Source organism: Massilia sp. Leaf139 (genome assembly GCF_001424165.1).
Taxonomy (GTDB): Bacteria; Pseudomonadota; Gammaproteobacteria; order Burkholderiales; family Burkholderiaceae_D; genus Telluria.
Genome location: NZ_LMOJ01000001.1, coordinates 674697 through 700478, shown reverse-complemented (window position 1 = coordinate 700478; position 25782 = coordinate 674697). Strand labels below are relative to the sequence as shown.

The 25782-nt window shown below is 68.4% G+C and carries 23 protein-coding genes; 12 read left to right on the top strand and 11 right to left on the bottom strand.

Features of this window, described 5'->3' with window-relative positions:
* Positions 1 to 58: 58 nt before the first annotated feature.
* The 3 genes from ASF77_RS03195 to ASF77_RS03185 all read left to right on the top strand — a co-directional run bounded on the left by ASF77_RS03195 (position 59) and on the right by ASF77_RS03185 (position 3509).
* The gene (locus ASF77_RS03195) at positions 59 to 787 is read left to right on the top strand and encodes a phosphoribosyltransferase (protein WP_082493523.1); all 729 of its coding nucleotides are present in this window, start codon (positions 59 to 61) and stop codon (positions 785 to 787) included.
* Positions 784 to 1980 (top strand): SRPBCC family protein, encoded by a 1197-nt coding sequence (locus tag ASF77_RS03190; protein ID WP_056334258.1) that lies wholly within the window; start codon positions 784 to 786, stop codon positions 1978 to 1980. Before ASF77_RS03195 ends, ASF77_RS03190 begins: the two co-directional genes overlap by 4 nt.
* A gap of 176 nt (positions 1981 to 2156) precedes the next feature.
* Entirely contained in the window at positions 2157 to 3509 is a 1353-nt protein-coding gene (locus ASF77_RS03185) for an erythromycin esterase family protein (RefSeq protein WP_056334255.1), read from the top strand.
* Between the two features lie 279 nt (positions 3510 to 3788).
* On the opposite strand, the gene ASF77_RS03180 is transcribed toward ASF77_RS03185, so the two are convergent.
* Positions 3789 to 4445 carry a zinc ribbon domain-containing protein gene (locus ASF77_RS03180; RefSeq protein WP_056334252.1) on the bottom strand — a complete coding sequence of 219 codons (657 nt, stop codon included), beginning with the start codon at positions 4443 to 4445 and terminating at the stop codon, positions 3789 to 3791.
* Positions 4446 to 4716: 271 nt separating this feature from the next.
* On the opposite strand from ASF77_RS03180, the gene ASF77_RS03175 reads away from it, so the two are divergent.
* Together ASF77_RS03175 and ASF77_RS03170 are read left to right on the top strand one after the other, a co-directional pair.
* Entirely contained in the window at positions 4717 to 5199 is a 483-nt protein-coding gene (locus ASF77_RS03175) for a (2Fe-2S)-binding protein (protein WP_056334249.1), read from the top strand.
* Positions 5196 to 7442 carry a xanthine dehydrogenase family protein molybdopterin-binding subunit gene (locus ASF77_RS03170; RefSeq protein WP_056334245.1) on the top strand — a complete coding sequence of 749 codons (2247 nt, stop codon included), beginning with the start codon at positions 5196 to 5198 and terminating at the stop codon, positions 7440 to 7442. The genes ASF77_RS03175 and ASF77_RS03170 overlap by 4 nt, the downstream gene beginning before the upstream one ends.
* A gap of 26 nt (positions 7443 to 7468) precedes the next feature.
* On the opposite strand, the gene ASF77_RS03165 is transcribed toward ASF77_RS03170, so the two are convergent.
* Positions 7469 to 7810, bottom strand: coding sequence for a hypothetical protein (locus ASF77_RS03165; RefSeq protein WP_056334243.1), 342 nt, complete (start codon positions 7808 to 7810; stop codon positions 7469 to 7471).
* Between the two features lie 255 nt (positions 7811 to 8065).
* On the opposite strand from ASF77_RS03165, the gene ASF77_RS03160 reads away from it, so the two are divergent.
* From ASF77_RS03160 to ASF77_RS03140, 5 genes are all read left to right on the top strand, one after another.
* Positions 8066 to 9220: a pyridoxal phosphate-dependent aminotransferase gene (locus tag ASF77_RS03160; RefSeq protein ID WP_056334240.1), complete on the top strand. Its 1155-nt coding sequence runs from the start codon at positions 8066 to 8068 to the stop codon at positions 9218 to 9220.
* Positions 9217 to 11463: an ATP-binding protein gene (locus ASF77_RS03155; protein ID WP_056334237.1), complete on the top strand. Its 2247-nt coding sequence runs from the start codon at positions 9217 to 9219 to the stop codon at positions 11461 to 11463. Before ASF77_RS03160 ends, ASF77_RS03155 begins: the two co-directional genes overlap by 4 nt.
* 240 nt (positions 11464 to 11703) lie before the next feature.
* On the top strand, positions 11704 to 13344 hold the full coding sequence (locus tag ASF77_RS03150; protein ID WP_056334234.1) for a Na+/H+ antiporter: 1641 nt from the start codon (positions 11704 to 11706) through the stop codon (positions 13342 to 13344).
* A gap of 82 nt (positions 13345 to 13426) precedes the next feature.
* The gene (locus tag ASF77_RS03145; RefSeq protein ID WP_056334231.1) at positions 13427 to 14548 is read left to right on the top strand and encodes a DNA topoisomerase IB; all 1122 of its coding nucleotides are present in this window, start codon (positions 13427 to 13429) and stop codon (positions 14546 to 14548) included.
* 28 nt (positions 14549 to 14576) lie between these two features.
* Positions 14577 to 15668 (top strand): L-dopachrome tautomerase-related protein, encoded by a 1092-nt coding sequence (locus tag ASF77_RS03140; protein ID WP_056334229.1) that lies wholly within the window; start codon positions 14577 to 14579, stop codon positions 15666 to 15668.
* Positions 15669 to 15779: 111 nt separating this feature from the next.
* On the opposite strand, the gene pncB is transcribed toward ASF77_RS03140, so the two are convergent.
* Entirely contained in the window at positions 15780 to 16982 is a 1203-nt protein-coding gene (pncB, locus tag ASF77_RS03135; RefSeq protein ID WP_056334226.1) for a nicotinate phosphoribosyltransferase, read from the bottom strand.
* Between the two features lie 16 nt (positions 16983 to 16998).
* A complete protein-coding gene (locus tag ASF77_RS03130; protein ID WP_056334223.1) occupies positions 16999 to 17490 on the bottom strand; it encodes an SET domain-containing protein in 492 nt (163 codons plus the stop codon).
* Positions 17491 to 17715: 225 nt separating this feature from the next.
* On the opposite strand from ASF77_RS03130, the gene ASF77_RS03125 reads away from it, so the two are divergent.
* On the top strand, positions 17716 to 18075 hold the full coding sequence (locus ASF77_RS03125) for a nuclear transport factor 2 family protein (protein WP_056334220.1): 360 nt from the start codon (positions 17716 to 17718) through the stop codon (positions 18073 to 18075).
* Between the two features lie 245 nt (positions 18076 to 18320).
* Entirely contained in the window at positions 18321 to 19226 is a 906-nt protein-coding gene (locus ASF77_RS03120; RefSeq protein ID WP_162244819.1) for a helix-turn-helix domain-containing protein, read from the top strand.
* Positions 19227 to 19247: 21 nt separating this feature from the next.
* On the opposite strand, the gene ASF77_RS03115 is transcribed toward ASF77_RS03120, so the two are convergent.
* The 7 genes from ASF77_RS03115 to ASF77_RS03085 all read right to left on the bottom strand — a co-directional run bounded on the left by ASF77_RS03115 (position 19248) and on the right by ASF77_RS03085 (position 25774).
* A complete protein-coding gene (locus tag ASF77_RS03115) occupies positions 19248 to 20924 on the bottom strand; it encodes an AMP-binding protein (RefSeq protein ID WP_056334216.1) in 1677 nt (558 codons plus the stop codon).
* 145 nt (positions 20925 to 21069) lie between these two features.
* Entirely contained in the window at positions 21070 to 21600 is a 531-nt protein-coding gene (locus tag ASF77_RS03110) for a hypothetical protein (protein WP_156648708.1), read from the bottom strand.
* A 36-nt stretch (positions 21601 to 21636) separates the two neighbouring features.
* Positions 21637 to 23307, bottom strand: coding sequence for a 4Fe-4S binding protein (locus ASF77_RS03105; RefSeq protein WP_056334210.1), 1671 nt, complete (start codon positions 23305 to 23307; stop codon positions 21637 to 21639).
* Between the two features lie 85 nt (positions 23308 to 23392).
* The gene (locus ASF77_RS24000; protein ID WP_056334208.1) at positions 23393 to 24178 is read right to left on the bottom strand and encodes a DUF3306 domain-containing protein; all 786 of its coding nucleotides are present in this window, start codon (positions 24176 to 24178) and stop codon (positions 23393 to 23395) included.
* 8 nt (positions 24179 to 24186) lie between these two features.
* Positions 24187 to 24627: a DUF3305 domain-containing protein gene (locus tag ASF77_RS03095; protein WP_056334205.1), complete on the bottom strand. Its 441-nt coding sequence runs from the start codon at positions 24625 to 24627 to the stop codon at positions 24187 to 24189.
* A complete protein-coding gene (locus ASF77_RS23995) occupies positions 24627 to 25313 on the bottom strand; it encodes a hypothetical protein (protein ID WP_156648752.1) in 687 nt (228 codons plus the stop codon). The genes ASF77_RS03095 and ASF77_RS23995 overlap by 1 nt, the downstream gene beginning before the upstream one ends.
* Positions 25313 to 25774 (bottom strand): hypothetical protein, encoded by a 462-nt coding sequence (locus tag ASF77_RS03085; RefSeq protein WP_056334200.1) that lies wholly within the window; start codon positions 25772 to 25774, stop codon positions 25313 to 25315. Before ASF77_RS03085 ends, ASF77_RS23995 begins: the two co-directional genes overlap by 1 nt.
* Positions 25775 to 25782 lie beyond the last annotated feature (8 nt).

Below are 25782 nucleotides of genomic sequence, written 5' to 3'. Positions count from 1 at the left end.
CGGGTTAGCCTAGGGCGCACGCCAGGCCGCAAGGCCGGGTGCGCCGGGATCGATCGCGATGGCCGACGTTCGCCGTTTCAAGAACCGCGCGCAGGCCGGCAAGCTGCTTGCGAAAGCGCTTGGCGCCTACGCCCACCAGCCCGACACGATCGTGCTGGGCTTGCCGCGCGGTGGCGTCCCGGTGGCCTTCGCCGTGGCGATGTCGCTCGAGCTCGCGCTCGACGTCCTGCTCGTGCGCAAGCTGGGTTTGCCCTACCAGCCCGAGTATGCGATCGGCGCCGTCGGCAGCGGCGGCGTGCGGGTGCTCCAGCCCGGCGTGCCAGGACTGATGGGTGTAACGCAGGAACAGGTCGACGCGATTGCCGCGCGCGAGCTGAGCGAGATCGAACGGCGCGCCCGCCTCTACCGGGGCGGACGCCCCCAGCCGCCCCTGGCCGGGCGCACGGTGCTGGTCGTCGACGATGGCATTGCCACCGGATCGACGATGCAGGCCGCAGTCGAGGTCGTGCGCTCCCAGGGCGCACGGCATGTCGTCGTGGCCGCGCCCGTGGCGCCGCCCGAGACGCTGGCGGCGCTGGCGCCGCTGGCCGACGAGCTGGTCTGCCTGGCCGCGCCGCCGTTTTTCCGGGCGGTCAGCCAGTGGTACGACTGCTTCGACCAGACGGGCGACGAAGAAGTGCAGGAATTGCTGACAATGGCCTGGCGCGCCGAACTGGATCGCCGGCCCGATATCCAACTGCGGCAACCGCAGCAACTGCGACAACCCAACAGAGAGGACGAAACATGAGGCATACCACCACCACCGACAACAGCATCGAAGCGAGCGATCTGGCCAAGCTGCTGGGCGGGGCCGCCGCGGGCGCCCTGCTGATGTACATGCTCGACCCGGATCGTGGCAGCGCACGACGCGCCACCTCGACCACGGCGATCCGCAACGCGGGTTCGCGCACCGGCAGTGCGCTCGGCAATGCCTGGCACGGCATTGGCGAACGCATCGGCCTGGCCGCACGCCAGGCGGGCGACGCCGCCGGCGACATGCTCGAGGAAGCCGGCAAGACCGGCGGCAAATACCTCGACGAAGCCGGCAATCGCGCCGGCCGGTACATGGACGAGGCCAGCACCAGCGCCAACCGCGCCTACGACGCCGTCCGTCCCAACGGCGCCGTGCGCCATGCCTACGACGACACCGTCGACAGCGCCTCGCGCATGATCGACTCCGCCTCGAGCAGCGCCAGCGCCGCCGCTTCGCGCCTGAGCCGCATGGCCAGCGACGCCGCAGGCAGCGCCATGGGCGCCCTTCACCTCGACAGCCGCTCCGACCTGTCGGCCCTGCTGCGCAATCCCGCCGTGGTCGGCGGCGGCCTGCTCGGCCTCATCGGCCTGTTCCGGCGCTCGCCGCTGGCGGCTGCCGTCGGCCTGGCCGGCCTGGCGCTGGCCGCGCGCGGCGGAGAGTCCTCGTCGGGCCTGGCGTCCAGTCTGTTCGGCGGCCGCGCCCGTCCCATCGACCTCGAGAAAACCATCCGCATCGATGCCTCGCCGTCCGAGGTCTACGAGATGTGGAACAACTACGAAAACTTCCCGCGCTTCATGTCGCACGTGGTCGAAGTGCGCGACATCGGCCATCGCCGCTCGCACTGGGTCGTCCAAGGCCCGGCCGGCAGCCAGTTCGAGTTCGATTCGGTGCTCACCGAGCAGACCAAGAACCGCCGCCTGGCCTGGCGCAGCGAACCGGGCGCGCAGATTCCGAACTCCGGCTCGGTCGAGTTCGAGCCCTACCGCGGCGGCACCCGCGTCACCGTGCGCCTGTCCTACTCGCCGCCGGCCGGCGCCCTCGGCCACGCCGCCGCATCGCTGTTCGGTTCCGACCCGAAAGGCCAGATGGACGACGACCTGGCGCGCATGAAGCACTACATCGAACGCGGCGCCATCCCGCACGATGCGGCCCAGCGCGAGAAATCGGGCAGCCGGTTCCTGCACTGAGAACCTGTTTCTGTAGGGAGGAGGAAGTTGATGATGATGCATGACAAGGGGGAGCAAGGCGCGAGGAGACCGCATGGCAAACCACGAGTTGACCGAATACGCGACGAGCAACGCAGCACCCGCTTGTCAGGCGCATCAGCAATGACCCATTCCCTGCAGAGACAGGTTCGAATGTCATGACGGCCGCAGTCGATATCAGCGCGGCCGCATTGGCGGCCGCCGCCCGGCCGCTCGATGGCGGCGCGGGCGACTACGACGCCCTGATGAAGCTCGTGGGCGACGCCCGCTTCGTGCTGCTCGGCGAAGCGACGCACGGCACCCACGAGTTTTACGAGGAACGTGCGCGCATCACCCAGCGCCTGATCCGCGAAAAGGGTTTTACGGCGGTGGCGGTCGAGGCCGACTGGCCCGACGCCTACCGCGTCAACCGCTATGTGCGCGGCGAAGGCGGCGACGCCAGTGCGGATCTCGATGCCAATGGAGCGCTGTCGGGCTTCGAGCGCTTTCCGGCCTGGATGTGGCGGAACACGGATATCGTCAACTTCGTCGACTGGCTGCGCACGCACAACGCGGGCGTGCGGGCGGGCCCAAAAGTCGGCTTCTACGGACTGGATCTGTACAGCCTGTTCACTTCGGTACGCGAAGTGCTGAACTACCTCGACGCCGTCGATCCGGTCGCCGCCGAGGAAGCGCGGCGCCGCTACGCCTGCTTCGACCACTACGACGAAGACAGCCAGCACTACGGTTATGCCACCGGCGTCGGGCTGTCCGAATCCTGCCAGCAAGGCGTGCTGACCCAGCTGCAGGAACTCCAGCAACGCGCCTTCGATTACATGCAGGCCGACGGCGCCTCGAGCGAGGACGCCTTTTTCTACGCCCAGCAGAACGCGCGCCTCGTGAAAAATGCCGAGGAATACTACCGCACCATGTTCCGCGGCCGGGTCTCGTCCTGGAACCTGCGCGACAGCCACATGGCGGAAACGCTGAGCGCGCTAGAGCGCCACCTTTCGAAGGATGGCACGCCCGCGAAGATCGTCATCTGGGCACACAACTCCCATCTAGGCGACGCCCGCGCCACCTACATGGGCGCCCTCGGCGAATGGAATGTGGGCGAGCTGGCGCGCAAGGCCTACCCCGGCCAGACCTGCCTGATCGGCTTTTCCACCTACGACGGCCATGTGACGGCGGCCTCGGAATGGGACGGCCCGGCCGAGCGCAAGCGCGTGCGCCCCGGCATGCCGGGCAGCTACGAGGAATTGCTGCACGCTGTCGGCCTGCCACGCTTCTACCTGAACCTGCGCGACGAAAGTCCAGCGCGCCGCCTGCTGCTGGAAAAGCGCCTGGAACGGGCAATCGGCGTGCTCTACCTGCCGCGCACCGAACGCCAGAGCCATTACTTCAACGCCCAGCTCGCCGAGCAGTTCGACGCCATCATCCATATCGACCGCACCAATGCCCTGACTCCGCTCGACGCGACGAGCGGCTGGCATTCGGGCGAACCGCCGGAGACCTATCCCGAGGGGATCTAGAGAGCGATACGGCATGTATCCATTAGGGCCGGCAAGCGCACCGTGACCGGAGGCGGCCCGCTGCCTGGCCTGCGTAGGGTGGACTCCCGAGTCCACGGCTCTGGAGCGCACCGACCCGTGACGCTGGAGAACCAGCCGCGGTGCAAGCGATCCCGAGCTGGGGTTGCACGCGCAAGCCTGTGGACTCCGGAGTCCGGCGAACCCGTCATTGTGGCTAATGGCCACAAGGCTCCGGACAGTCCGCGGCGCACATCCGCCGCGGGTGCATACCGGCCAGGCTCAGGTGCCCGGCTGACGCTGCCCACATTCCGTACAAAACTTGGTACCCGGCTGCAGCGCCGTCGAACAGCCGGTGCACTGCACCTGCTGCGCCATCCGGTAGCCGCATTGCGGACAGAATTTCGCCCCATGGGTCTCGGTGCGGCATTCCGGGCAGACCAGCTGCATCTCCTCGCGCACATCGTGGTTGGCGCCGCGGGCGCGTCCCTCGACGTCCGCCCGTTCCGACGCGCCCTGCACTTCGCCGCGGGCCCGCGCCTGGGTGATCGCCACCTTGACGTTCGGCGCGCAGTTGAAGCACAGGCCGTTGGCGCGGTCGAAGCACGGCGCGCACACATAATTATGGCAATTGCCGCAGCGGTCGAAGTGGGCCTTGCCGGCCGCAACCGCTTCGGTGAACGCCTCGTCGCGCGCCGAATGCCAGCCGGCCTGGGCCATGCCGTTGAGGACGCTGCTGGCGTTGCCGAGCAGCCCGCCGAACATGCTCGCGCCCTTCTGCAGCCAGCCCGAAGCCTGGCCGCTGCGGTAGGGTTTGTAATGGGTGCGCCAGCGGTCGCTGCAGCGCTGGCAATAGAATTCGAACTGGAAGCCGGCGTCGACGCCGGACTGGTTGCTCAGATCCCTGTAATTATTGGAAAACTGCATCTCGGCTGACATGGGCGCCTGTGTCGGTGATCGCAAAGCGCCGATTATATAGTGTTAGCAAAAAAACACCATTGGAAAGCACTGGGCACTGGGCAGGCCGTCGCGGCGCCGCCACGCCGCCGGCCGCCTTCGTCCGGATGGCCGGCAAGCTGCATCCCTGGAAAGGCCTGCGCAGCCGCCTCCATGACAACAATTCGCTAACAATATACTTTCCTCTGACCACCCTTTTCCCTGCTGCATTTTGCTACGATGCTCGGGTTTATATCCAGGCAAGGAAAAGTCGATGAGTAAGTACACCCTGAACATCAACGGCAAGCCGCGCCAGGTCGACGTCGACGCCGACACCCCGCTGTTGTGGGCGCTGCGCGATTCGCTCGGACTGGTCGGGGCCAAGTATGGCTGCGGCGCCGGACAGTGTGGCGCCTGCACCGTGCACATCGACGGCGCGCCGACGCGCTCCTGCCTGCTGCCGGTGTCCGGCATCGGCAAGGCCAGGATTACGACCATCGAAGGCCTGCATCCGCAACACCAGCATCCCCTGCAGCAAGCCTGGCAGGAACTCGACGTGCCGCAGTGCGGCTACTGCCAGTCGGGCCAGATCATGAGCGCCTGCGCCCTCCTGAAAGCGCACCCGAAGCCGACCGACGCCCAGATCGACGAAGCCATGGCCGGCAACCTGTGCCGCTGCGCGACCTATACCCGCATCCGCGCCGGCATCCACCGCGCCGCCGAGATTGCCGTCACCACCAAGAAAGGCAAGGCATGAACGCGCCCCGCTCTCCCGCTCCCCTTTCTCCAGCGCGCCGCGGCTTCCTGCGCACGGCCGGCGCCGGCGCCCTCGTCATCGGCATGGGCCCGGGCGGCGTGCTCGCGGCCCAAGGCGCGGCCGATGCCGGCGCCGCCGAATTCTCCCCGAACATCTTCATCCGCATCGGCCGCGACGGCGTCGTCACCCTGGTATCGAAGCAGCCGGAAATCGGCCAGGGCATCAAGACCTCGCTGCCGATGGTGATTGCCGAGGAACTCGAGATCGATTGGAAGGACGTGCGCATCGTCCAGGGCGGCCTGAATCCGGCCTACGGCAGCCAGGGCGCCGGCGGCTCGACCTCGACCCCAACCAACTACAACGATTTCCACCGCCTGGGCGCGACCGCACGCACCGTTTTGGTGCAGGCGGCAGCACAAACGTGGAATGTTCCAGCTGCCGAATGCCGTGCGGCCCACGGCGCCATCCATCACACCCCGAGCGGACGCAAGCTCGGCTATGGCGCACTGGTGCCGGCCGCCGCCAAGCTGCCGCTGCCCGAGGCAGCCCAGGTACAGCTGAAGGATCCAGCCACTTACACCCTCCTCGGCACCCGCATCGGCGGCGTCGACAACGGCGCCATCGTCAGCGGCAAGCCCCTGTTCGGCATCGACGTGCAATTGCCCGGCATGCTGTACGCCGTGTACGCGAAGTGCCCGGTCTTCGGCGGCAAGCCGGTGGGCGCCAACCTGGCGGCCATCAAGGCAATGCCCGGCGTGAAGGATGCCTTCATCGTCGAAGGCACCGAGAACCTGAACGGCCTGCGGCCGGGCGTGGCGATCGTCGCCACCTCGACCTGGGCCGCCTTCAAGGCGCGCCGCGCGCTGGAAGTGAAATGGGACGAAGGCACGGGCAGCACGCACAGCTGGGCCGATTTCGCCGCCCAGGCCAAGGCCGCTGCCGGCAAGCCGGGCACGACCGTACTACGCAAGGATGGCGACGTTGGCGCGGCGTTTGCCGGCGCGGCGAAAACCGTCGAAGCCAGCTACACCTATCCCTTCATCTCGCACGCGAGCATGGAGCCGCAGAACTGCACGGCCTGGTTCAAACCGAGCGAGGGCACGCTCGAACTCTGGGCCCCGACCCAGAATCCGGGTTCGGGCCAGGCCCTGGTCAGCACGACCTTCGGCATCCCGAAGGAAAAGATCGTCCTGCACATCATCCGCAGCGGCGGCGGTTTCGGCCGGCGCCTGTCGTCGGACTTCATCGTCGAGGCCACCGCCATCGCGCAAAAGGTCGGCGCGCCGGTGAAACTGACCTGGACGCGCGAAGACGATTTGCAGCACGACCATTTCCGTCCGGGCGGCTTCCACCACCTGCGCGGCGGCGTCGACGCCAATGGCAAGCTGGTCGGCTGGCACAACCATTTCGTCACCTTCGCCAACCGCGTCGAGCGCGAAGGCAAGAGCATCCTGCAGCCGGGCAGCGGCGGCAGCCTATCGGGCGACGAATTCCCCGGCCGCTGGCTGGCCAACTGCCTGCTGGAACAAACCGCGCTCGAATGCCGCATCCCGATGGGGCCATGGCGCGCACCGGGCAGCAGCGTGTTTTCCTGGGTCTTCCACAGCTTCATCGACGAGCTGGCGCATGCGGGCGGACGCGATCCGGTCGAGTTCCGCCTGGAACTGCTGGGCGACAAGGACATCGTGCCGGGCACGGGCGAACGCGGCCAGCCCTACAGCGTCGCGCGCATGAAGAATGTCCTGCGTGAAGTCGCGGCCAAGTCGGGCTGGGGCAAGAAGAAATTCGCGCGCGGCCAGGGCGCCGGCGTCGCCTTCCACTTCAGCCACCGCGGCTATGTGGCCGAAGTCGCCGAGGTCACGGTCTCGAAGTCGGGCGAGCTGAAGGTCGACCGGGTCGTGGTGGTGACCGACATTGGCGCCCAGATCGTCAACCTGTCCGGCGCCGAGAACCAGGTGCAGGGCTCGGTGATCGACGGCCTGTCGACGCTGATGCATCCGGAGCTGAACATCGAGGGCGGCCGCGTCGTGCAAAGCAATTTCCACGACTACAAGCTGCTGCGCATGCCGGAGACGCCGACCAAGATCGAGATGCACTTCCTGAAGACCGATTATCCGGTGACGGGACTGGGCGAACCGGTGCTGCCGCCGCTGGCGCCGGCCGTCTGCAACGCGATCTTCGCCGCCACCGGCAAGCGCGTGCGCGAGCTACCGCTCAGTAAAACCGACCTGAGCTGGAGTTAAGCGACGCCAGAACGCCTGGTGAAGCGTCAGGCGTTGCGACGGGCGGCGAGATGGGCGGGGTCGATATCGATCCCGCCGTTATGTTCGAGAATGGCCGCCACCCGCTCCAGCTGCGCTTCACTGGTGACCGTCACCGTCATCATGCACAGGTCGCCGCGCTCGGCGGGCTTGAAGACGTCCTCGTAGTCGGTTCCACCCTTCACTTCAGGCGAATCTCCCACATAGAAATTGCTCTCGGCCGGGCCGGCTTCGTCGGTGGTCACGTTGACGTCGATGCCGTTGGGGTCGAAGCCTTCGTCCAGCAAGCCCTTGCGCGCCGCTTCGGCGGCTTCGAAATTGGGCAGCATGCGTACGATCTGATGGTTCATGGTTGCTCCATTGTTGCAGTTATGACTACCGTACCAGAATCCTTCTCGCCGCGGCGCTCGCTCACTCCGGCAACCGCGCCCCAGGCGCCTGATGACGATCCGACATGCGTGAAACGGAACGTCCCGGTGACCGCCATTCGCGCTCGCCTAAACGTAAATGTTTAGTACAATCAGGAAATGTTGTGGCAAGCGGAAGCCACACTGAGACACAGTGTTAATCATTTACCCACGTCGCATCGACCAGCACATAATAAGATGAAGATTTCACGCCGTATTGCCGCTTCCCGCCCCCTGGCCACGACCGCCATGCATGGCCGCGTCGAAGCCTTCCGCAACGAGGGGATGGGCATCATCGATTTCTCGATCGCGATCTCCCACTTCTCGCCGCCCGCCCCGGTGCTCGACGCCGTCACGCGCGCCGTGCAGGAAGAACGCACCATGCCCTACACCGGCGTCGCCGGCGCGCTCGACGTGCGCCGCAGCCTGTGCGCCAAGCTCGAACGCGAAAACGGCATCGCCGCCGAAGCCGACGAGATCATCGTCACCAACGGCGCCAAGCAGGCGCTGTACCAGGCCCTGTACGCCATGACCGATCCGGGCGACAGCGTGCTGATCTTCAAGCCGCACTGGCCGGCCTATGTCACCACCTGCCAGCTGCTCGGCCTCAAGCCGATCCTGGCCGACCTGCCCGACACCCTCACGCCCGAGACCCTGGCCGCCTGCCCGCGCGCCGATCTCGTCATCGTCAACAACCCGCACAACCCGACCGGCAAGGTCTACGCGAAGGAAGAACTCGGCCACCTGTGCGCCTGGTCGCATTTAACCAAGGCCCAGGTGATCGTCGACGAGAGCTACGAACACCTCAGCTTCGGCCCGGCCCACACCAGCTTCGCCACCCTGTGCGACTGGCGCGCGCTGGGCGTGGTGACGATCTTCTCGGCCTCGCAAAGCTACGCGATGATGGGCTGGCGCCTCGGCTTCGCCCTTGGCCCCGCCGCCATCGCCGAGGCGATGCAGACCCTGCAGGGCCCGATCACGGCGGCCGCTTCGCACCTGGCCCAGGTCGCCCTGGTCGCCGCCTTCGACAGCGGCCCGCAGCAGCACATGATCGACGAATACCGCGAACGGCGCGACACGGTGCTGCGCCACCTGGTCGAGGTGCCGTGGATCGAGATGCGCTGTCCGGATTCCGGCCCCTACCTGTGGGGCGACGTGCGTTCGCTGACGACCGACACCGAAGCCTTCGCCGAAGCCCTGCTGGCCGAGGAAGGCGTCGCCATCATGCCTGGCGACGCGCTCGGCGTGCCCGGCTTCATCCGCATCGGCTACATCTGCGACGACCCCGTCACGCTGATGGAAGGCGTACGGCGCCTGGTCGCTTTCGGCGACCGGCTGGCGGCGGACAAATGAAAGCGGCCGCGCCGCTCTTCCGGCTGAGCAGCCTGCGCAGCCGCCTGATGCTGCTCGTCGCGCTGGCGATCCTGCCGCTGGCGCTGATGACGATCCTGGGCGGCATGCGCGAGCGCGAACAGGCGATCGAGGCCTCCGAAGACAACCTGCGCCGCCTGACCAACCTGGCCGCCGCCAACGAGGCGCAATCGGTCGAGCGCGCGCGCCAGATCCTGGTCGACCTGGCCAGCGTGCCCGACCTGCTGGGCGAAACGCCGCGCTGCAACGCGCTCCTGGCCGATGTCCTCGACCGCAACGAGGGCTATGTGAACTTCGGCCTGATCCAGCTGAACGGCGACGTCAGCTGCAGCGCCGTGCCGATGCTCCACCCGGTCAACCTGGGCGACCGCAGTCACTTCAAGCGCGCCATCGCCGAGCGCCGCTTCATCGCCGGCGACTACGTGTTCGGACGCGTGATCCGGCGCCACACGATCAACCTCACCTATCCCGTCATCGACCGCGGCGGCAAGGTCGTCGCCGTCGTCTTCGCGGCGATGGATCTGGCCGGCCTCGACACGTTTGTGGCCGACATCAACCTGCCGCCCGGCTCGGTGCTGGTGACGACCGACGCCAACGGCACCATCATCTCGCGCCGGCCCGACCCGGAACGCTGGTTCGGCCAGAAGGTCTCGACCCTGATGCGCGACGCCATGCGCGAGTCGATCAAGGGCGGCAACCGCAAGGCCGTCGTGATCCGCGACGACGACGATATCGAACGCCTGCACACCTTTGCGCGCGTGGGCGCGCCGGCGCTGTCGGACTACATGGTCACCATCGGCATTCCGGTCGAGACAGTGACGGCCGGCGCGCGCCGCGCCCAGCTGATGTCGTTGATCGGCCTGGCCGCCACCACCATGCTGGCCCTGCTCGCGGCCTGGCTGGCGGGCGACGTGCTGATCGTGCAGCGCGTGCGCAAGCTGAAGGACACGGCGCGCCGCATCGCCGCCGGCGACCTCGATGCGCGCTCGGGCATCGCCTACGAACGCGAGGAAATCGGCCAGCTGGCCGAGGCGCTCGACGAGATGGCGGCCACCCTGCAGAAGAAGGAAGCGGCGCGCGGCCTGGCCGAGCGCGAACTGCGCGCGGCCGACCAGCGCAAGGACGAATTCCTGGCCATGCTGGCGCACGAGCTGCGCAACCCGCTGGCGCCGATCAGCACCGGCGCGCATCTGCTGAAACTCCTCCACTCTGACAACGCCCAGATCACCCAGACCTGCGCCATCATCGCGCGCCAGGTCGAGCACATGACCGGCCTGGTGGACGACCTGCTCGACGTCTCGCGCGTCACGCGCGGCCTGGTCTCGATCTCGACCCAGGTACTCGACCTGCGCAAGGTGATCGACGACGCGGCCGAGCAGATCCGGCCCTTGATCGCCACCCGCCGCCACAGCGTCGTGCTCGACCTGCCCCCCGGCAGCGCCACCGTCAAGGGCGACCACAAGCGCCTGGTGCAGGTGGTGGCCAACCTGCTCAACAACGCCAACAAATACACGCCCGAGGGCGGGCGCATCGAACTGGCCCTGGTCGAAGACGGCCCGGAATACGTGCTGACCGTGCGCGACGACGGCATCGGCATGGAGCCGCAGCTGGTGGCGCGCGTGTTCGACCTGTTCACCCAGGCCGAGCGCACCCCCGACCGTTCGCAGGGCGGCCTGGGCCTGGGCCTGGCGCTGGCGAAAAGCCTGGTCGAACTGCACGGCGGCACCGTGCAGGCGGCCAGCGCGGGCCTGGGCCAGGGCAGCATCTTCACGGTGCGTCTACCGCGCCACACCCAGGACGTGCTGGTGCCGACGCCCCAGCATGCCAGCCATGCGCAGCCCGTCAAGCCGCTGAAGGTACTGCTGGTGGACGACAACCTGGACGCCGCCCACACGCTGCAGTTGTTCCTGGCCGCCGCCGGCCACCGGGTCGAGCTGGCCTATTGCGCGGCCGACGCGGTCGACCTGGCGCGCGTGTTCGCGCCCGACGTCTGCCTGCTCGACATCGGCCTGCCCGACTTCGATGGCAACGAACTGGCGCGCCGCCTGCGCCGCCTGCCGCAGGCCACCAACGCCACCCTGGTCGCGATGACCGGCTACGGTCGCCAGCAGGACCGCGACGCGGCGATGGCGGCCGGCTTCGACCAGTACATGGTCAAGCCGGTCAATACGGTGGAGCTGTCGGATCTGCTGGCCGACGCGGCGGCGGAGAAGCATCCGCGCTAAGCCGGGATTCGTTCGCGTGCGCGGCCGGTCGCGGCAGCGTGTGTCGATGCGCACATGACGCGGGCATGCCCGCCCTACGTAAACCGACGGCGACGCAGCGGGCCGTTGGGACGAATGCTCATGCATCCGTTACGATATGCCGGGGCATTGCGTAGGGCGGGCAAGCCCGCGTGACGTACCGCTGCGCACCCGTCCCGCCGCATTCCCGTATCATGCCAACCTGACATCAAGGGAGCATGAATGGAATCGGTCGGCGTAGTCCTTGCAATGATGCTGGCGGTGATCGGCAGCGGCTATCTGGTGCGGATGCTGCCCGTTGCGATCCCGCTGCCGCTGGTGCAGATCGCGCTGGGCGCGGTGATCGCCGGGGTGTTCGGCCATGGCGTCGCGCTCGATCCCGAAATCTTCTTCCTGCTGTTCCTGCCGCCCCTGCTCTTTCTCGACGGCTGGCGCATCCCGAAGGTCGGCCTGTTCCGCGACAAGGGCACGATCCTGGAACTGGCGCTCGGCCTGGTCATCTTCACGGTGCTCGGCGCCGGCTTCCTGATCCACTGGCTGGTGCCGACCATGCCGCTGCCCGTCGCCTTCGCCCTGGCCGCGATCGTGGCGCCGACCGACCCGGTAGCCGTCGGTTCGATCGCGGCGCGGGTGCCCATCCCGCACCGCCTGATGCACATCCTGGAGGGCGAGTCGCTCCTGAACGACGCCACCGGCCTGGTGTGCTTCCGCTTCGCCGTGGCCGCCGCCATGACCGGCGCCTTTTCGCTGGCCGACGCCTCGCTCACCTTCCTCTGGGTCGCGCTGGGCGGCATCGCCTGCGGCGTCGTCATCACGGTGTCGGTTGCGTTCGTGCAGCGCGTGGCCGGGCAGCGCTTCGGCGAGGAGCCGGGCTCGCCGATCCTGGTCAACCTCCTGATTCCCTTCGGCGCCTATCTCGCCGCCGAGCACCTGCACGCTTCCGGCATCCTGGCCGCGGTGGCCGCCGGCATCACGATGAGCTATGTCGAGCTGTCGGGCCGGGCCCTGGCGTCCACCCGCGTGCGCCGCGCCGTGGTCTGGGACACGGTGCAGTTCGCACTCAACGGCGTGATGTTCGTGCTGCTCGGCGAGCAGCTGCCCGACATCGTCGCGCGCGCCATGCGCCATGCCCGGCTCGCAGAAAACATGACGGAATGGACGCTGCTCGGCACCGCCCTCCTCATCAGCCTGGGCCTGATCCTGCTGCGCCTGATCTGGGTATGGGTCTCGCTGCGCCTGACGATATTGAAGGCGCGCCGCCACGGACGCCAGGTCTACACGCCCAACTTCCGGCTGGTGGTGGCCACCTCGCTGGCCGGCGTGCGCGGCGCGATCACGCTGGCCGGCGTCCTCACGCTGCCCCTCGCCTTGCCGAGCGGCGCGCCCTTCCCCGGACGCGACCTCGCCATCTTCTACGCCAGCGCCGTCATCATCGTCTCGCTGCTGGTGGCCAGCATCGGCCTGCCGCGCGTGCTGCGCGGGCTGGAAGTGCCGGAGGAATCGAGCGAAGCCGCCGAGGAAGACCGCGCGCGCCACGACGCGGCGGTGGCGGCGCTGGCCGCCATCGAGAAGGCGGCCCATTCGCACCTGGACAAGGAACACGAGGGGGAGCAAGTGCGCGACGTTCACGCCAGCGCCGTCGACCACGTGCGCGGGGTCTACGAGCACCGCCTCGGCGGCGCCGGCCTGTACGACCCGTCGCGGGTGCGGGTGGCCGAACAGGCCGAGCGCGAATACCGCCTGGCCGCGCTCAAGGCCGAACGCCAGGCCATCCTGGCGCTGGTGCATGGGCGCCAGTTGTCGGACGAGATCGCACGCAGGCTGCTGCGCGAGATCGACCTGGTCGAGGCCCGCTACGGGTAAGTCCCTGCGTTAGGTCGCGAACGGTGCGGCCTGCCAGAAGGCGTAAGATCGGTGCGGCCAGTTTCACTTACGAGCCGCCACCATGACCCTCGATGCCCAGACGCCGGCCGACCCGGCACCGCTCTCCGACCCGCCCGCCGCCGCAAAGGCGGCCGGCCTGCGCTATGTGCACGACGACCGCCCCGGCATCCGGCGCGAACCGGCCAAGGAGGGGTTCAACTATTTCTCGCCCAAGAACGAGGCCATCGAGGACGAGGCGACGCTCAAGCGCATCCGCTCGCTGGCCATTCCCCCGGCCTGGCAGGAAGTATGGATCTGCCCCCAGGCCAACGGCCACCTGCAGGCGACCGGGCGCGATGCGCGCGGGCGCAAGCAGTACCGCTACCACCCGAAATGGCGCAGCGTGCGCGATGAAGTGAAATACGAGCGCATGATCAACTTCGGCAAGGCCCTGCCCGCCATCCGCGCCGAAGTCGACCGCGCCCTGAAGCTGCCCGGCCTGCCCCGCGAGAAGATGCTGGCCACCATCGTCTACCTGCTGGAAGCGACCATGATGCGGGTCGGGAACGAGGAATACGCGCGCACCAACAAATCCTTCGGGTTGACCACCTTGCGCAACCGCCACGTGAAGGTCGACGGCAGCGACGTCGAATTCAAATTCCGCGGCAAGAGCGGCGTCTATCACAAGATCCACGTGCACGACCGGCGCCTGGCGCGCATCATCCGCAGCACACGCGACCTGCCCGGCCAGGAGCTGTTCCAGTACATCGGTGAGGACGGCGAGACGCACAGCATCGACTCCTCCGACGTCAACGACTACCTGCGTTCGATCACCGGCGAAGACTACACGGCCAAGGACTTCCGCACCTGGTCGGGCACCGTGCTGGCGGCGCTGGCCCTGCAGGAATTCGAGAAGTTCGACTCCGAGACCCAGGCCAAGAAGAACGTCGTGCGCGCCATTGAATCGGTCGCCCAGAAGCTCGGCAACACGCCCTCGGTCTGCCGCAAGTGCTATGTGCACCCGGCCGTGCTCGACGCCTACATGGAGGGCGCTGTCATCGAGGCCATGCGCGAGCGCACCGAACAGGAACTGGTCGAAGACCTGCACGCCCTCCAGCCCGAGGAAGCCGCCGTGCTCGCCATGCTGCAGCAGCGCCTGGCGCACGAGGCCGAGGCCGCGTCCAGCCAGCGCAAGGCAGCCTGACCCCTTCACTACTTTTACAAGGACTTTCATGAACCAGCAACGCACCGACTCCGGCGTCGACCTCCAGGAAGGCCGCACCACCATCGAGCTCGTCGCCCGCTTTGAGCACCAGGTGACGGGCGTCACCGTCTCGGAAGACAATCGCATCTTCGTGAACTTCCCGCGCTGGACGGAGGACACGGCCGTGTCGGTGGCCGAGCTGCGCGGCGACGGCAGCATCGCGCCCTATCCGGACGAGGAATGGAACAGCTGGCGCAATGCGCGCAAGGACGAGGTCTCGCCCGAGGATCACTGGGTCTGCGTCCAGAGCGTCGTCGCCGACGGCCGCGGCAGCCTGTGGGTGCTCGACCCGGCCGCGCCCGCGCAAAGCCACCTGGTCGACGGCGGCGCCAAGCTGGTGCGCATCGACCTGGCCACCAACAAGGTCGCGCACACCATCGCCTTCGACGAGGAAGCCGCGCCCCAGGGCTCCTACCTGAACGACGTGCGCTTTTCGAACGATGGTGCCTTCGCCTACATCACCGACTCGGGCGTGCAAGGCGCGATCCTGGTGGTCGAGATCGCGAGCGGCAAAGCCAGGCGCGTGCTCGACGGCGACGACTCGACGCAGATGAAGAAGGGCCTGAACGTGAAGGCCGACGGCGAGGAGCTGCGCCGTCCGGACGGACGCGGCGTCGAGTTCTCGGCCGACGGCATCGAACTGTCGGGCGACGGCCGCTACCTGTACTGGCAGGCGATCAAGGGAGACACCCTGTATCGGATCGCCACCGAACAGCTGCGCGGCGCCGGCATGCGCGGCGAGGATGTCTCGGGCGCGGTCGAGCCCTATGGCCTGAACGGCGTCAACGACGGCCTCCTGATCGCGCGCGGCACCAACCGCATGCTGCTCACCAGCGTCGAGAACGATGCGATCCGCATGCGCGATCTCGACGGGGGCGCGGAGGCGCCGCTGCGGACGCTGGTGCAGGACAAGCGCTTGCGCTGGCCGGACACCTTCAGCCAGGGGCCGGACGGCACGGTGTATGTGACGACCTCGCACATCCAGGATGCGGCGTTTTTCAAGCCGGATGCGCCGGCGGCATTGCCGACGGAGTTGTGGAAGTTGTGCGCGAAGGATTAAGCCGCGCCGCGTGTTTGGATGCGATCGAACAGGTGGGCTCGGAGCGCCCACCCTACGTCACTGACGGCGGCGTAACGTACGGGGTCACGGGGCTCTCCGAGCCCACGCGTGTCAATGCACGCCACCCTCCTCCGCGACCCCGAACACCTGCCGCAAGTACGCCAGGAAGGTCTCATCCGTACACATCGACTTGCCCGGCGTATCCGACAGCTTCGCCACCGGCTGCCCATTACACCGGGTCAGCTTCATGACGATGTTCAGCGCCTTGTACGGCGTGTCGTTGGTGAGCTGGGTGCCGATGCCGAAGCCCGTCATGGTGCGGTCGGCGAAGTGACGGTACAGGCCCAGGGCCTTGGGCACGGTCAGCGCGTCGGAGAACACGAGGCGCTTGGTGCGGGCGTCGATGCGCAGTCTCGCGTAATGCGCCAGCGCCTTTTCGCCCCAGGCGACCGGGTCGCCCGAGTCGTGGCGCAGGCCGTCGAAGAGCTTGGCGAAATACAGGTCGAAGTCGGCAAGGAAGGCGTCCATGCCGACCACGTCGGTGAGCGCGGTGCCGAGGTCGCCGCGGTATTCCTGCACCCAGTCCTCCAGCGCCGCTTTCTGGAATTCGCGCAGGCGCACCGGGAAGGCCTGGAAGGCCTGCAGGTACTCGTGCGCCATGGTGCCGATCGGTACCAGGTTGTACTTGCGCGCCAGGTGCACGTTCGAGGTGCCCTTGAAGTACTGCGGCAGCTCGCGCGCCAGCGTGGAGACGACTTCGTCCTGCCACTCGCCCGAGAAGCGGCGGCGCACGCCGAAGTCGAAGAACTCGAAGGGATTGGCGCGCTTGGGTTCCTTGTCGAATTCGCGGAACTGCGCGATCTTCAGCGCCAGGCGCTCCCGCGCCACCTCGATCGCGGCGGCCTGGTCGAAGCGGCGGAAGTACAGCTCGTTGACGATGTAGAGCACATAGATTTCGAAGCCCATCACGTGCACGATCGGGCCGCAGGCGCGGATGCGCAGGTGCGGGCCGTCGGCCTCCACGGTGATGAACTTGCGCTGGAAGCGGAACACCGTGAGGAAGTCGGCGAAGTCGCTCTTGATGAAGCGCAGGCCGCGCAGGTAGGCGATCTCGTCGTCGGTAAACAGCATCTCGCACAGGTGGTCGAGTTCGCGTTCGACCTCTTCCTTCAGCTCGGCCAGCGGATAGTCGGGCTGGTTGCGGCACAGGAATTCGTACTCGCCGTGCGCGTTCGGGTGGCGGTGCAGCAGTGCCTGCCACATCGTGAATTTATAGAGATCGGTCTCGAGCAGGCTGCGGACAATGGGCGTCATGGGAAGTCTCGGAAGCTTAGGCCGTTTTTTTCTTGGCGCGTTTTTTCGGGGCCAGCATGGTACCGGTGCAGCCGGGCGTGCCGCAACGGCATTCGAAGAGTTTTTTCAGGGCCGGCGTGTGGCGCTCGTCGTAGATCAGCGCGTAGTTGTAGTTCAGTTCCTGGCCCGGCTCGATCGGATGCAGCGCGTGGATGTAGACGCGGCCCTCGTCCTCGTAGGCTTCGCAGTTGGGCGAGCAGGCGTGGTTGATCCAGCGCGCATCGTTGCCGCGGCGGCCGCCGTCGATCACGCGGCCGTCGTGCAGGCTGAAATAGAAGGTATGGTTGATCGGACCGCCCCGCTCTTCGGCGCGGCGGGTGGCGTCGTCCCAGCTGATGCGCTCGCCGCGGTATTCGATGATGCGTTCGCCGGCATCGATGTGGCGCCGGGCGAAGACGCCGTTGCCGTGCACGGGGGATTTCTTGACTTCGTAGGCCGGTTCGGCCTTGGCTGCTGGTTTGGTGGGCATGAAGGTTCAGGTGGCGAAAGGAGCGCAGTGCGCGAATGGCATCCTTACCATTATGGTACGTTTTTGGCGGCTGTGCCGCACATGAGTTGTCGTCCGCAAAAAAATCGCAGGCCCGCCGCGACGTGCACGCGCGGCCGGCGATTACCTGTGAGGTAATCGCCGGCGGCAGTGTCTTTCCGGAGAATCGCTTCCGTCACCTCGACGCACAACTCACCGGAGAAGACCATGGAACACGCACAGACCCTCGCCCGCCAGTACCTGTCCACCTGGAACGAGCGCAATGCACCCGCGCGCCGCGCCCAGGTGGCGCGCCTGTTCGCGCTCGACGCCGCCTACCTCGACCCGATGATGGAAGGCGCCGGCCACGACGGCATCGACGCGCTGATCGGCGCCGCCCAGGCGCACTTTCCCGGCCACCGCTTCGAGCTGGCCGGCACGCCCGACGCCCACCACAACGTGCTGCGCTTCGCCTGGACGCTGCACGCCCCCGACGGCGCCGAGGTCGTGCGCGGCCTGGATGTGGCGACCGTCGCCGCCGACGGCCGCCTGGCCAGCGTCACCGGCTTTCTCGACCGCGTGTCCTGAGGAGGCCACCCTGACGCCCGATCCGATCAACGGTGCGCCGCCCTTGTAGGGCGGGCATGCCCGCGTACCTGCCTGCGCGTTGGCATACGGCCCCCATCATCGGCACGCATGCGCACCGGTTGTGGTGCGGGTTTGCATACGCCCTCGCGCGGGCATGCCCGCCCTACGCGGCACAACGCACGATCCCGCACGCCAGCGCGCAGCCTGGCGCGACGCTACACTTGATCGAAGGCGCGCCGCACGGCATGCTCCTCACGCACCGGGTGCGGGTGAACACCATCGTGCTCGATTTCGGGGCGCACTTCAACACAGCCGGGAGGAAGATGATGGACACGAGCGCGGCCACGGCTTACTTCAGCGACTTCGGCGCGGCGCTGCGCTACTGGCGGGCCAAGCGCGGCTACAGCCAGCTGCGCCTGGCGCTCGACGCCGGCATCTCGCAGCGCCACCTGAGTTTTCTGGAGACCGGCCGCGCCCAGCCGGGGCGCGACATCATCGTCAAGCTCGGCATCGTGCTCGACATCCCGCTGCGCCAAAGGAATACCATGCTGCTGGCGGCCGGCTTCGCCCCGGCCTACCGCGAGCGCGCCCTGAGCGATCCGGAGATGGACGCCGTCAAGGGCGCGCTCGACTTCATGCTGGCCCAGGCCGCGCCCTATCCGGCCCTGGTGGTCGACCGCCTGTGGAACCTGCTGATGCACAACGAGCCGGCCGCGCGCATGCTGAGCTTCTTCCTCGGCCTGCCTGCCGGCGCGCCGATTCCCGGCGGCGGCGCGGTCAACGTCCTCCGGCTCACGCTCGACCCGGACGGCCTGCGGCGCTGGATCGTCAACTGGGAAGACGTCTGCACCGACCTGCTGCACTGGGTGCAGCGCGAAGCGATGGGCGACGGCCCCGGCAGCGAAGCGACGCGCCTGCTCGACGAGCTAATGGCCCTGCCCGGCATCGCGGCCGCTGCCAGCGCGCCGAATCTCGATCGCCGCGCCCTGCCCTTCCTGCCGGTTCGGTTGAGCCGCGATGGCGTCGAACTGAACCTGTTCACCACCATCACCACGCTCGGCACGCCGCACGACGTGACGGTGCACGAGCTGCGGCTGGAGTCGTTTTTCCCGGCGGATGAAGCGAGCCGCCAATGGTTTCAGTCCGTGTAGGACGGGCAGGCCCGCCCTCCATCAGCCGACATCGTCCTCGCGGAACTCGACGCCTGTGCCCGATTCCGTCCCGCGCGCCGCTTCCTCCTTGCGCAGCTCGACCCGGCGGATCTTGCCCGAGATCGTCTTCGGCAGCTCGCGGAACTCGATGCGGCGGATGCGTTTATAGGGCGCCAGGCGCTCGCGGGCGAAGGCGAAGATCTCGCGCGCCAGCTCGCGGCTCGGCTCGACGCCCTGGCGCAGCGTGATGAAGGCCTTCGGCACCGACAGGCGCAGCGGGTCGGGGCTCGGCACGATCGCCGCTTCCAGCACCATTTCGTGCTCGATCAGCACGCTTTCGAGCTCGAAGGGGCTGATCCGGTAATCGCTCGACTTGAACACGTCGTCGTTGCGGCCGACATAGAAGTAGTAGCCGTCTTCGTCGACCTGGGCCGTGTCGCCCGTGTGATAAAAGCCGGCGCGCATCACGTCCGCCGTCTTGTCCTCGTCGCCCTCGTAGGCCAGCATCAGGCCGAGCGGACGTTCGGCCAGCCGTACCGAGATCTCGCCCTCCTGCGCCGGCTGGTCGTCGAGGTCGAGCAGCGCCACCGCATAGCCCGGCAGCGGGCGGCCCATCGAACCGGGCTTCACGGGCTGGCCCGGCGGGTTGCCGATCTGGGCGGTGGTCTCGGTCTGGCCGAAGCCGTCGCGGATGCGGATGCCCCATGCTCGTTCGACCTGTTCGATGACTTCCGGATTGAGCGGCTCGCCCGCGCCCACCAGCTCGCGCAGCGGCGGCTGCCATTGGGTCAGGTCTTCCTTGATCAGCATGCGCCAGACCGTCGGCGGCGCGCACAGCGAGGTCACGCCGCAGCGCTGCACCGTTTCCAGCGCGGCCTTGGCGGAAAAGCGCTCGTAGTTGTAGACGAAGACGGTGGCGCCGGCGTTCCAGGGCGCGAAGAAGCAGCTCCAGGCGTGCTTCGCCCAGCCCGGCGAACTGATGTTCCAGTGGACGTCGCCCTTCTGCAGGCCGATCCAGTACATGGTCGACAGGTGCCCGACCGGATAGCTCTGGTGGCTGTGCAGCACCAGCTTCGGACGCGCCGTCGTGCCCGAGGTGAAGTAGAGCAGCAGCGGGTCGCCGGCGCGCGTTTCGCCCTGCGGCGCGAACACGCTCAACACGCGCCGGCAGTCGTCGAAGTCGTGCCAGCCGTCGATGCTGCCGCCGACCGCGATGCGGGTGAAATTGCCGGTCACGCCTTCGAACTTGTGGGCTTCCGACACCTGGGCGATCACGTGGCGCACGCGGCCCCGTTCCATCCGGTCCTGCAGGTCGGCGGTGGAGACCAGCATGGTGGTCGGCACCAGCACGGCGCCGAGCTTGATCCCGGCCAGCATGATCTCCCACAGCTCGACCCGGTTCGGCAGCATCAGCAGCACGCGGTCGCCGCGTTCGACGCCGCACTGCTGCAGGTATTGCGCGACCTGGCTGGAGCGCGCCGACATGTCGGCGAACGAGATCTTCTGTTCGCGGCCATCCTCCTCGACCACCCACAGCGCCGGCGCATGGTTGTCCTTCGCTTCCTGGTCGAAGAAATCGAGCGCCCAGTTGAAGGTGTCGAGTTTCGGGGCCTGGTAGCCGCGATAGGCCGTGTCGTAGTCGGTACGATGCTGTTGCAGGAAGTCGCGCGCCTGCGCGAAACGCTGGTAAGGGGTCATGTTGTCTCCTGTGCGGTGATGACGATGGCCGGCCGGGCGCGCCGTGGGCGCAGGCCGGCGCGGCTGCTTCTTATTGTCTGTTTGCGCACATTGTGCCACGGGTTCGCCATGGCGGCGGGCGGTTCGCGTGGCGTGCCGCCGCGGCTTACTGGTGGCCGCCCACCTTGGCGATGCAGGTGAACGCGTACGGGGTCGATGCCGGCGTCACCTTCCCCGTGCGCATGTCCGGCATGCCCCGGGTGACCATGTAGTGGCGCTCCTCGCCCTCCATGGACAGCATCATCTCAGGCATCCTGGCATCCGACGCCTTCTCCAGCCGAACGCCGGCGCCGGCCAGCGTGTCGGTGAAATCGTCGAGGCGGGTGTTGCAGATTTCCCCCTGGACGAACACGACCCCGAAGCCGCCCGACATCGTGACGTTCTTCATGCAGGCCTTCCCCAGCTCGACCGGGCCGGCCAGGCGCAGGCCGCCGTCGCCGGGAAGGGCCTGCGCCGCCACGTTGAACCACTCCGTCGCCGCCTTGCCGCCGGCCGGACTCATGGCCGGCATGTCGCAGGCCAGCAGGCGCAGCTTGTCCGTGTCCGGCGGCGCCTCGGCGGCGCCGGCCATCATGCAGGTGCCGAGGGCGGCTGCCAGCAAGGGCAGGCGCAGCCATGCGTGATGTCGTGTCTCCATGGATCCTTTTATCGGCCAAGGGGCGCAGGAGCCGGTTCAGCGCGGACGCCGCAGCGGCACCGCGAGTTCGCCTTCCGGCCGCATCATGTCGATCACGCGGCAGTCGCCGCACATCTTGAGGCGATCGAGGTTGCCGGCGAAGGCGCTGTGCTGCGACAGGCGCGAGAGCATGTTCTCGATCATGTGCAGGGTGCCGAAAGGTTTACTGCAGCGGATGCAGTGGAAAGGCTGCGATTCGTTGAGCACGCGCGTCGCCTTGCGCGTTTCGCCGAAGGCCATGCGCGGCACCAGGGTGATCGCGTTTTCCGGGCAGGTGTTGGCGCACAGGCCGCACTGGACGCAGTTCTGCTCGACGAAGCGCAGCTGCGGCGCGGTCGGCGTGTCCATCAGGGCCGAGGACGGACAGACGCCGACGCAGGCCATGCACAGGCTGCAGGTTTTCTGGTTGACGGCGACCGCGCCGAAGGGCGCGCCGACGGGCAGCGGCACGGCCTCGGGCTGCTGGCGCGCGTGCTGGAGCAGGTGCTCGAGCGCGTAGTCGAGGGTGTTGCGCTTGTCCTGGGCCAGGTTGAAGGTGGCGGGCTGGGCCGGCGTTTCGCCGCGCGGCGCGTGCTGCAGGGCGACGGCGAGTTCCTGCGCGCTGCCGACGCGCAGCAGCTGGAAATGCGGGCCGGCGTAGCCGAGCCCGTCGAGCACGGCCTGGGCCACGCCCATCTGGCCGTCGAGCGCCTGGGCGTATTGCGGCGCCTCGGCATGCGTCATCAAGACCGTGATGCCGGCCGCGCCATAGGCCAGCGCCGCCAGCCAGACGTCGATGCCGACCGACGCCGTATGGTGCACGCCGACCGGGATCACGCGGCCCGGCACGCCGCCAGCCTCGCCTTCGAGCGCGCCCAGCAGCGGCTCACCGCCCTCGCTGTGCAGCAGCAGCACGGGATCTTCGCCGCCGGCCTCGTGGTAAGCGCGCAGCGCCGCCTTGACGCGGCTGCCCGTGTGTTCGGCGGCCGGATAGGCGTAGCGGATCGCACCCGTCGGGCAGACCGTGCCGCAGGCGCCGCAGCCGGCGCAAAGAAACGGATTGACCTTGATGCGGTCGCCGTCGCCGACGATCGCCTTGGCCGAACAGATCTCGATGCAGGCGTTGCAGCCCGTTTGCCCGTTGCGGCTGTGGGCGCACAGGCGTTCCTTGTAGGCGAAATACTTGGGTTTCTCGAAGTCGCCCGTCATCTCCAGCAGCTCGGCGGCGGCCGTGCGGCGGGCGGCGTCGTCCGGGCCGGGCGCGTAATAGCCGTGCGGGCTCTGGTGGGTCGCGATCAGCGGGCTCGGGCTAAGGTCGAACACGAGGTCGAACTTGCCCTGCCCCACCGGCTCGCCCGGCGCCTGCCAGCGCGCCTCGAAGGCGCCGAGCCATCCGCCCACGGCCACCGTGCGCGCCACGAACACCGGGTAGGGACGCGCGCCGACCTCGGCATTGTCGAGCAGGAGCAGGGTCACCGGCAGGCTGGCGGCCAGGTGATCGGCCCAGGCCAGGGCCTGGAGCGAGCTGCCGACGACGAGGGTGCGCCCGTTGGAGCGGTAACTGACCGAGCTGCCGGGTTCGGGCGTGGCGATGGCGTCGAGTGCCAGGATGGCGGCGGTCTTGGCAAGGGCGTTGCGGCGTTCCTGCAGCGGATCGCCGGCCTGCCCTTCCAGAAATCGGATGTTCATGCTTGCCTTCGGAGTGATGCGTTTTGGATGGATGCGCCTGGCGCAGGCGGTCGGACTGGATCGCAATCGTGCCGCTGCCAAGTGCTTATGGGCGCGCTTCTGTATTGTGCGCGCGCACGATTGTTAGCGCAATGGCATCTTTATCGTGCGGGCGGGCGTGGATGGGTGCGGCGATGGGCTCCTCGGCGGCGGGTGCCGGGGCCGGAATGGCGGACGCGATGCCGGCATCGGCCGGCGCCTCAACGGTGGGATCGCTGTCGTCGCCCGTCTGCGCCGCGCCGATATCGGCTTCGGCGTCGGCGTCGGCGTCGGCGGGCAGCACTGCCCCGTCATGGGGCTCGGTCGCCGCGTCCACCGCGGCAAGGCCGGGATCATCGGCAGCCGCGGCCCGCGCCGCTTGCGCTGCCTGCGCCGCGTCATCGCGCGCGGCCAGGCGCGCCAGCTCGGCCTGCACCTCCTCAGGCCGGCGCAGGGCGCTGCGCGCATGCTGGAGGCCGGCCAGCATGGCGGCCGATACCGGGTCGGGCTTGTTGTAGTCGTCCATGTACATGTCCAGCCGGTCGGGCACGTTGAAGTGCGGATCGGAGAACAGTTTTTTCAGGGCCAGGCGGCGCACGTCCTTGTCCACGGCCCCGTTGACGAAGGCGGAAAAGTCGGAGGCGGGCGTGAGCCGGGCGGCGTCCTCGAGCGTCAGCGCGCGCTCCGGGGCAGGCGCGGCGTGTGCGCCGTCGGCGCCGGCCTGCGCCGCGGTGGGTGCCGGGATGGGCGCTGCGGCGGGTACGGACGCGGCAGGAGGCGCCGCCTCGGCCACGGCCTCGCCGCCGCTTGCCTTGACGCGCGCCCAGCGGCGCAGGAATCCTTCTTCAGGCATGCGGCTCCTTATCCGTGCTGGCGGCCGCGGCGCGGCTTCGGCGTGTAGTGCTGGCGCAGGTAGCCCGCGACCCAGGCGTAGATCTCGGCCGGCATCGTCACGCCGTCGGCCGGTTCGCCGGAATCGAACATGCGCGTGCCTTCGACATAGCTGACCGAGGCGCGCGCCGGGATGGCCCTGCCCTCTTCCATGCGCCACAGCACGAAGACCTTGGATTCGGGCGCCATCACGTTCTCGTAATAGCCCTCGTTCTCGTCGGTGTACAGCTCCAGTTCCAGGCCCGACACCAGGTAGTAGTCGCGCTCGGGGCTCTCGCTCAGCACCTGCAAACGCGGCAAATTGCCGCGGTCGGGGACGACGCCCACGGCCGACCAGGCCTCGTCGGCCCAGCGGTGCTGCAGCGCGCGGCGCTGCATGATCACCGCGATCGGCATGCTCGCCATTTTCATCAGTTCTTCACTTCCTTGGCATTGCCCCTGTCGACCGCCGGCGAGGCGCCCTTGGGCATCGCCTTCGTCTGCTCTTTCTTGACGTCGGCGCTCGGCGTAGCGGTGCCGTGCTTCTCGCTCTTGATCGGCACGTTGGCCGACTGCAGCGCCTGCGGGCTGCGCGGCGCGGCGCCGCCGCCCGGCGAGGCCGCCGCATTGCCGGCCGGGGTGCCGGTCAGGGTATTGGCCTGCACGCCAGTTACACGCGGCGCCACGCCCGGCATCGGCGTGCCCGTGGTCGCCACGCCCGTGGTCTGCACGGCGGCCGGCACCGCGCCGCTCAGGGGCGTGCCCGGCGGCGCGCCGGTGGCCGAGGGGCCGGGCGCCGGTACGCCGGCCGCGGTGACGCCCGCCGTCGGCGCGCCTGCGGGAGGCACTGCGCCAGGCGCGGGCGCCGCTGCGATCGCCACCGGCGCATTCGTCTTCCAGCCCTGGCTGGCGGCGCGTGCGCGCCAGCGCGAGCTGAGCGCATCCATCGAGGCGGCCAGCTGTTCCTTGGCCTTGGCCGCATCGGCGTCGGCGGCCGCCTTCTTGGCGGCGGCGGCCTGCTGCTGCGCCGGGGTCGGCGCCGGCAAGGCGGCCCAGGCCAGGCCGGCACTGGCGGCGCAGGCCGCGGCCAGCACGTATTTCAATAAACGGCTACGCATCATTTGTCCCCCGTCAGCGTGCCCGGCGCCGCGGCCGGCTTGCTGTCCTGGTTGGTGGCGGTGCCGGCGCCCACCGGAGTGACACCCGCGGCCGGCGCGTTGGCCGGAGGCGCCCCGTTGTCGCCCTGCGGCTTGTTGCCGCCCTGCGCCGCGCTGGCCGGCGTCGTCGCGCCCTGCGACGGGCCCTGCCCGGTTTCGGTGACGGTGCCGCCCAGGGCGGCGCCGCCGGTCGTGCCGCCGGCGCCGCCGGCGATGCCCGGGGTGCCGCCCGCATAGGCCGCATTGGTTTCCGGCTTCGCGCTCTTCGCCATGATCTGGCCGCTGGTCAGGCCGCCGGCCGTGACCTGCCCCGGAAACTTGGTCTGGATAACGCCGTCCTTCGGATTGGTGTGGCCGCGGTCGCAGCCTGCCAGTGCGGCGCAGGCGGCAAGTAAGCCAAGAGCGAGTGTGCTTGCTTTCATCGATGACC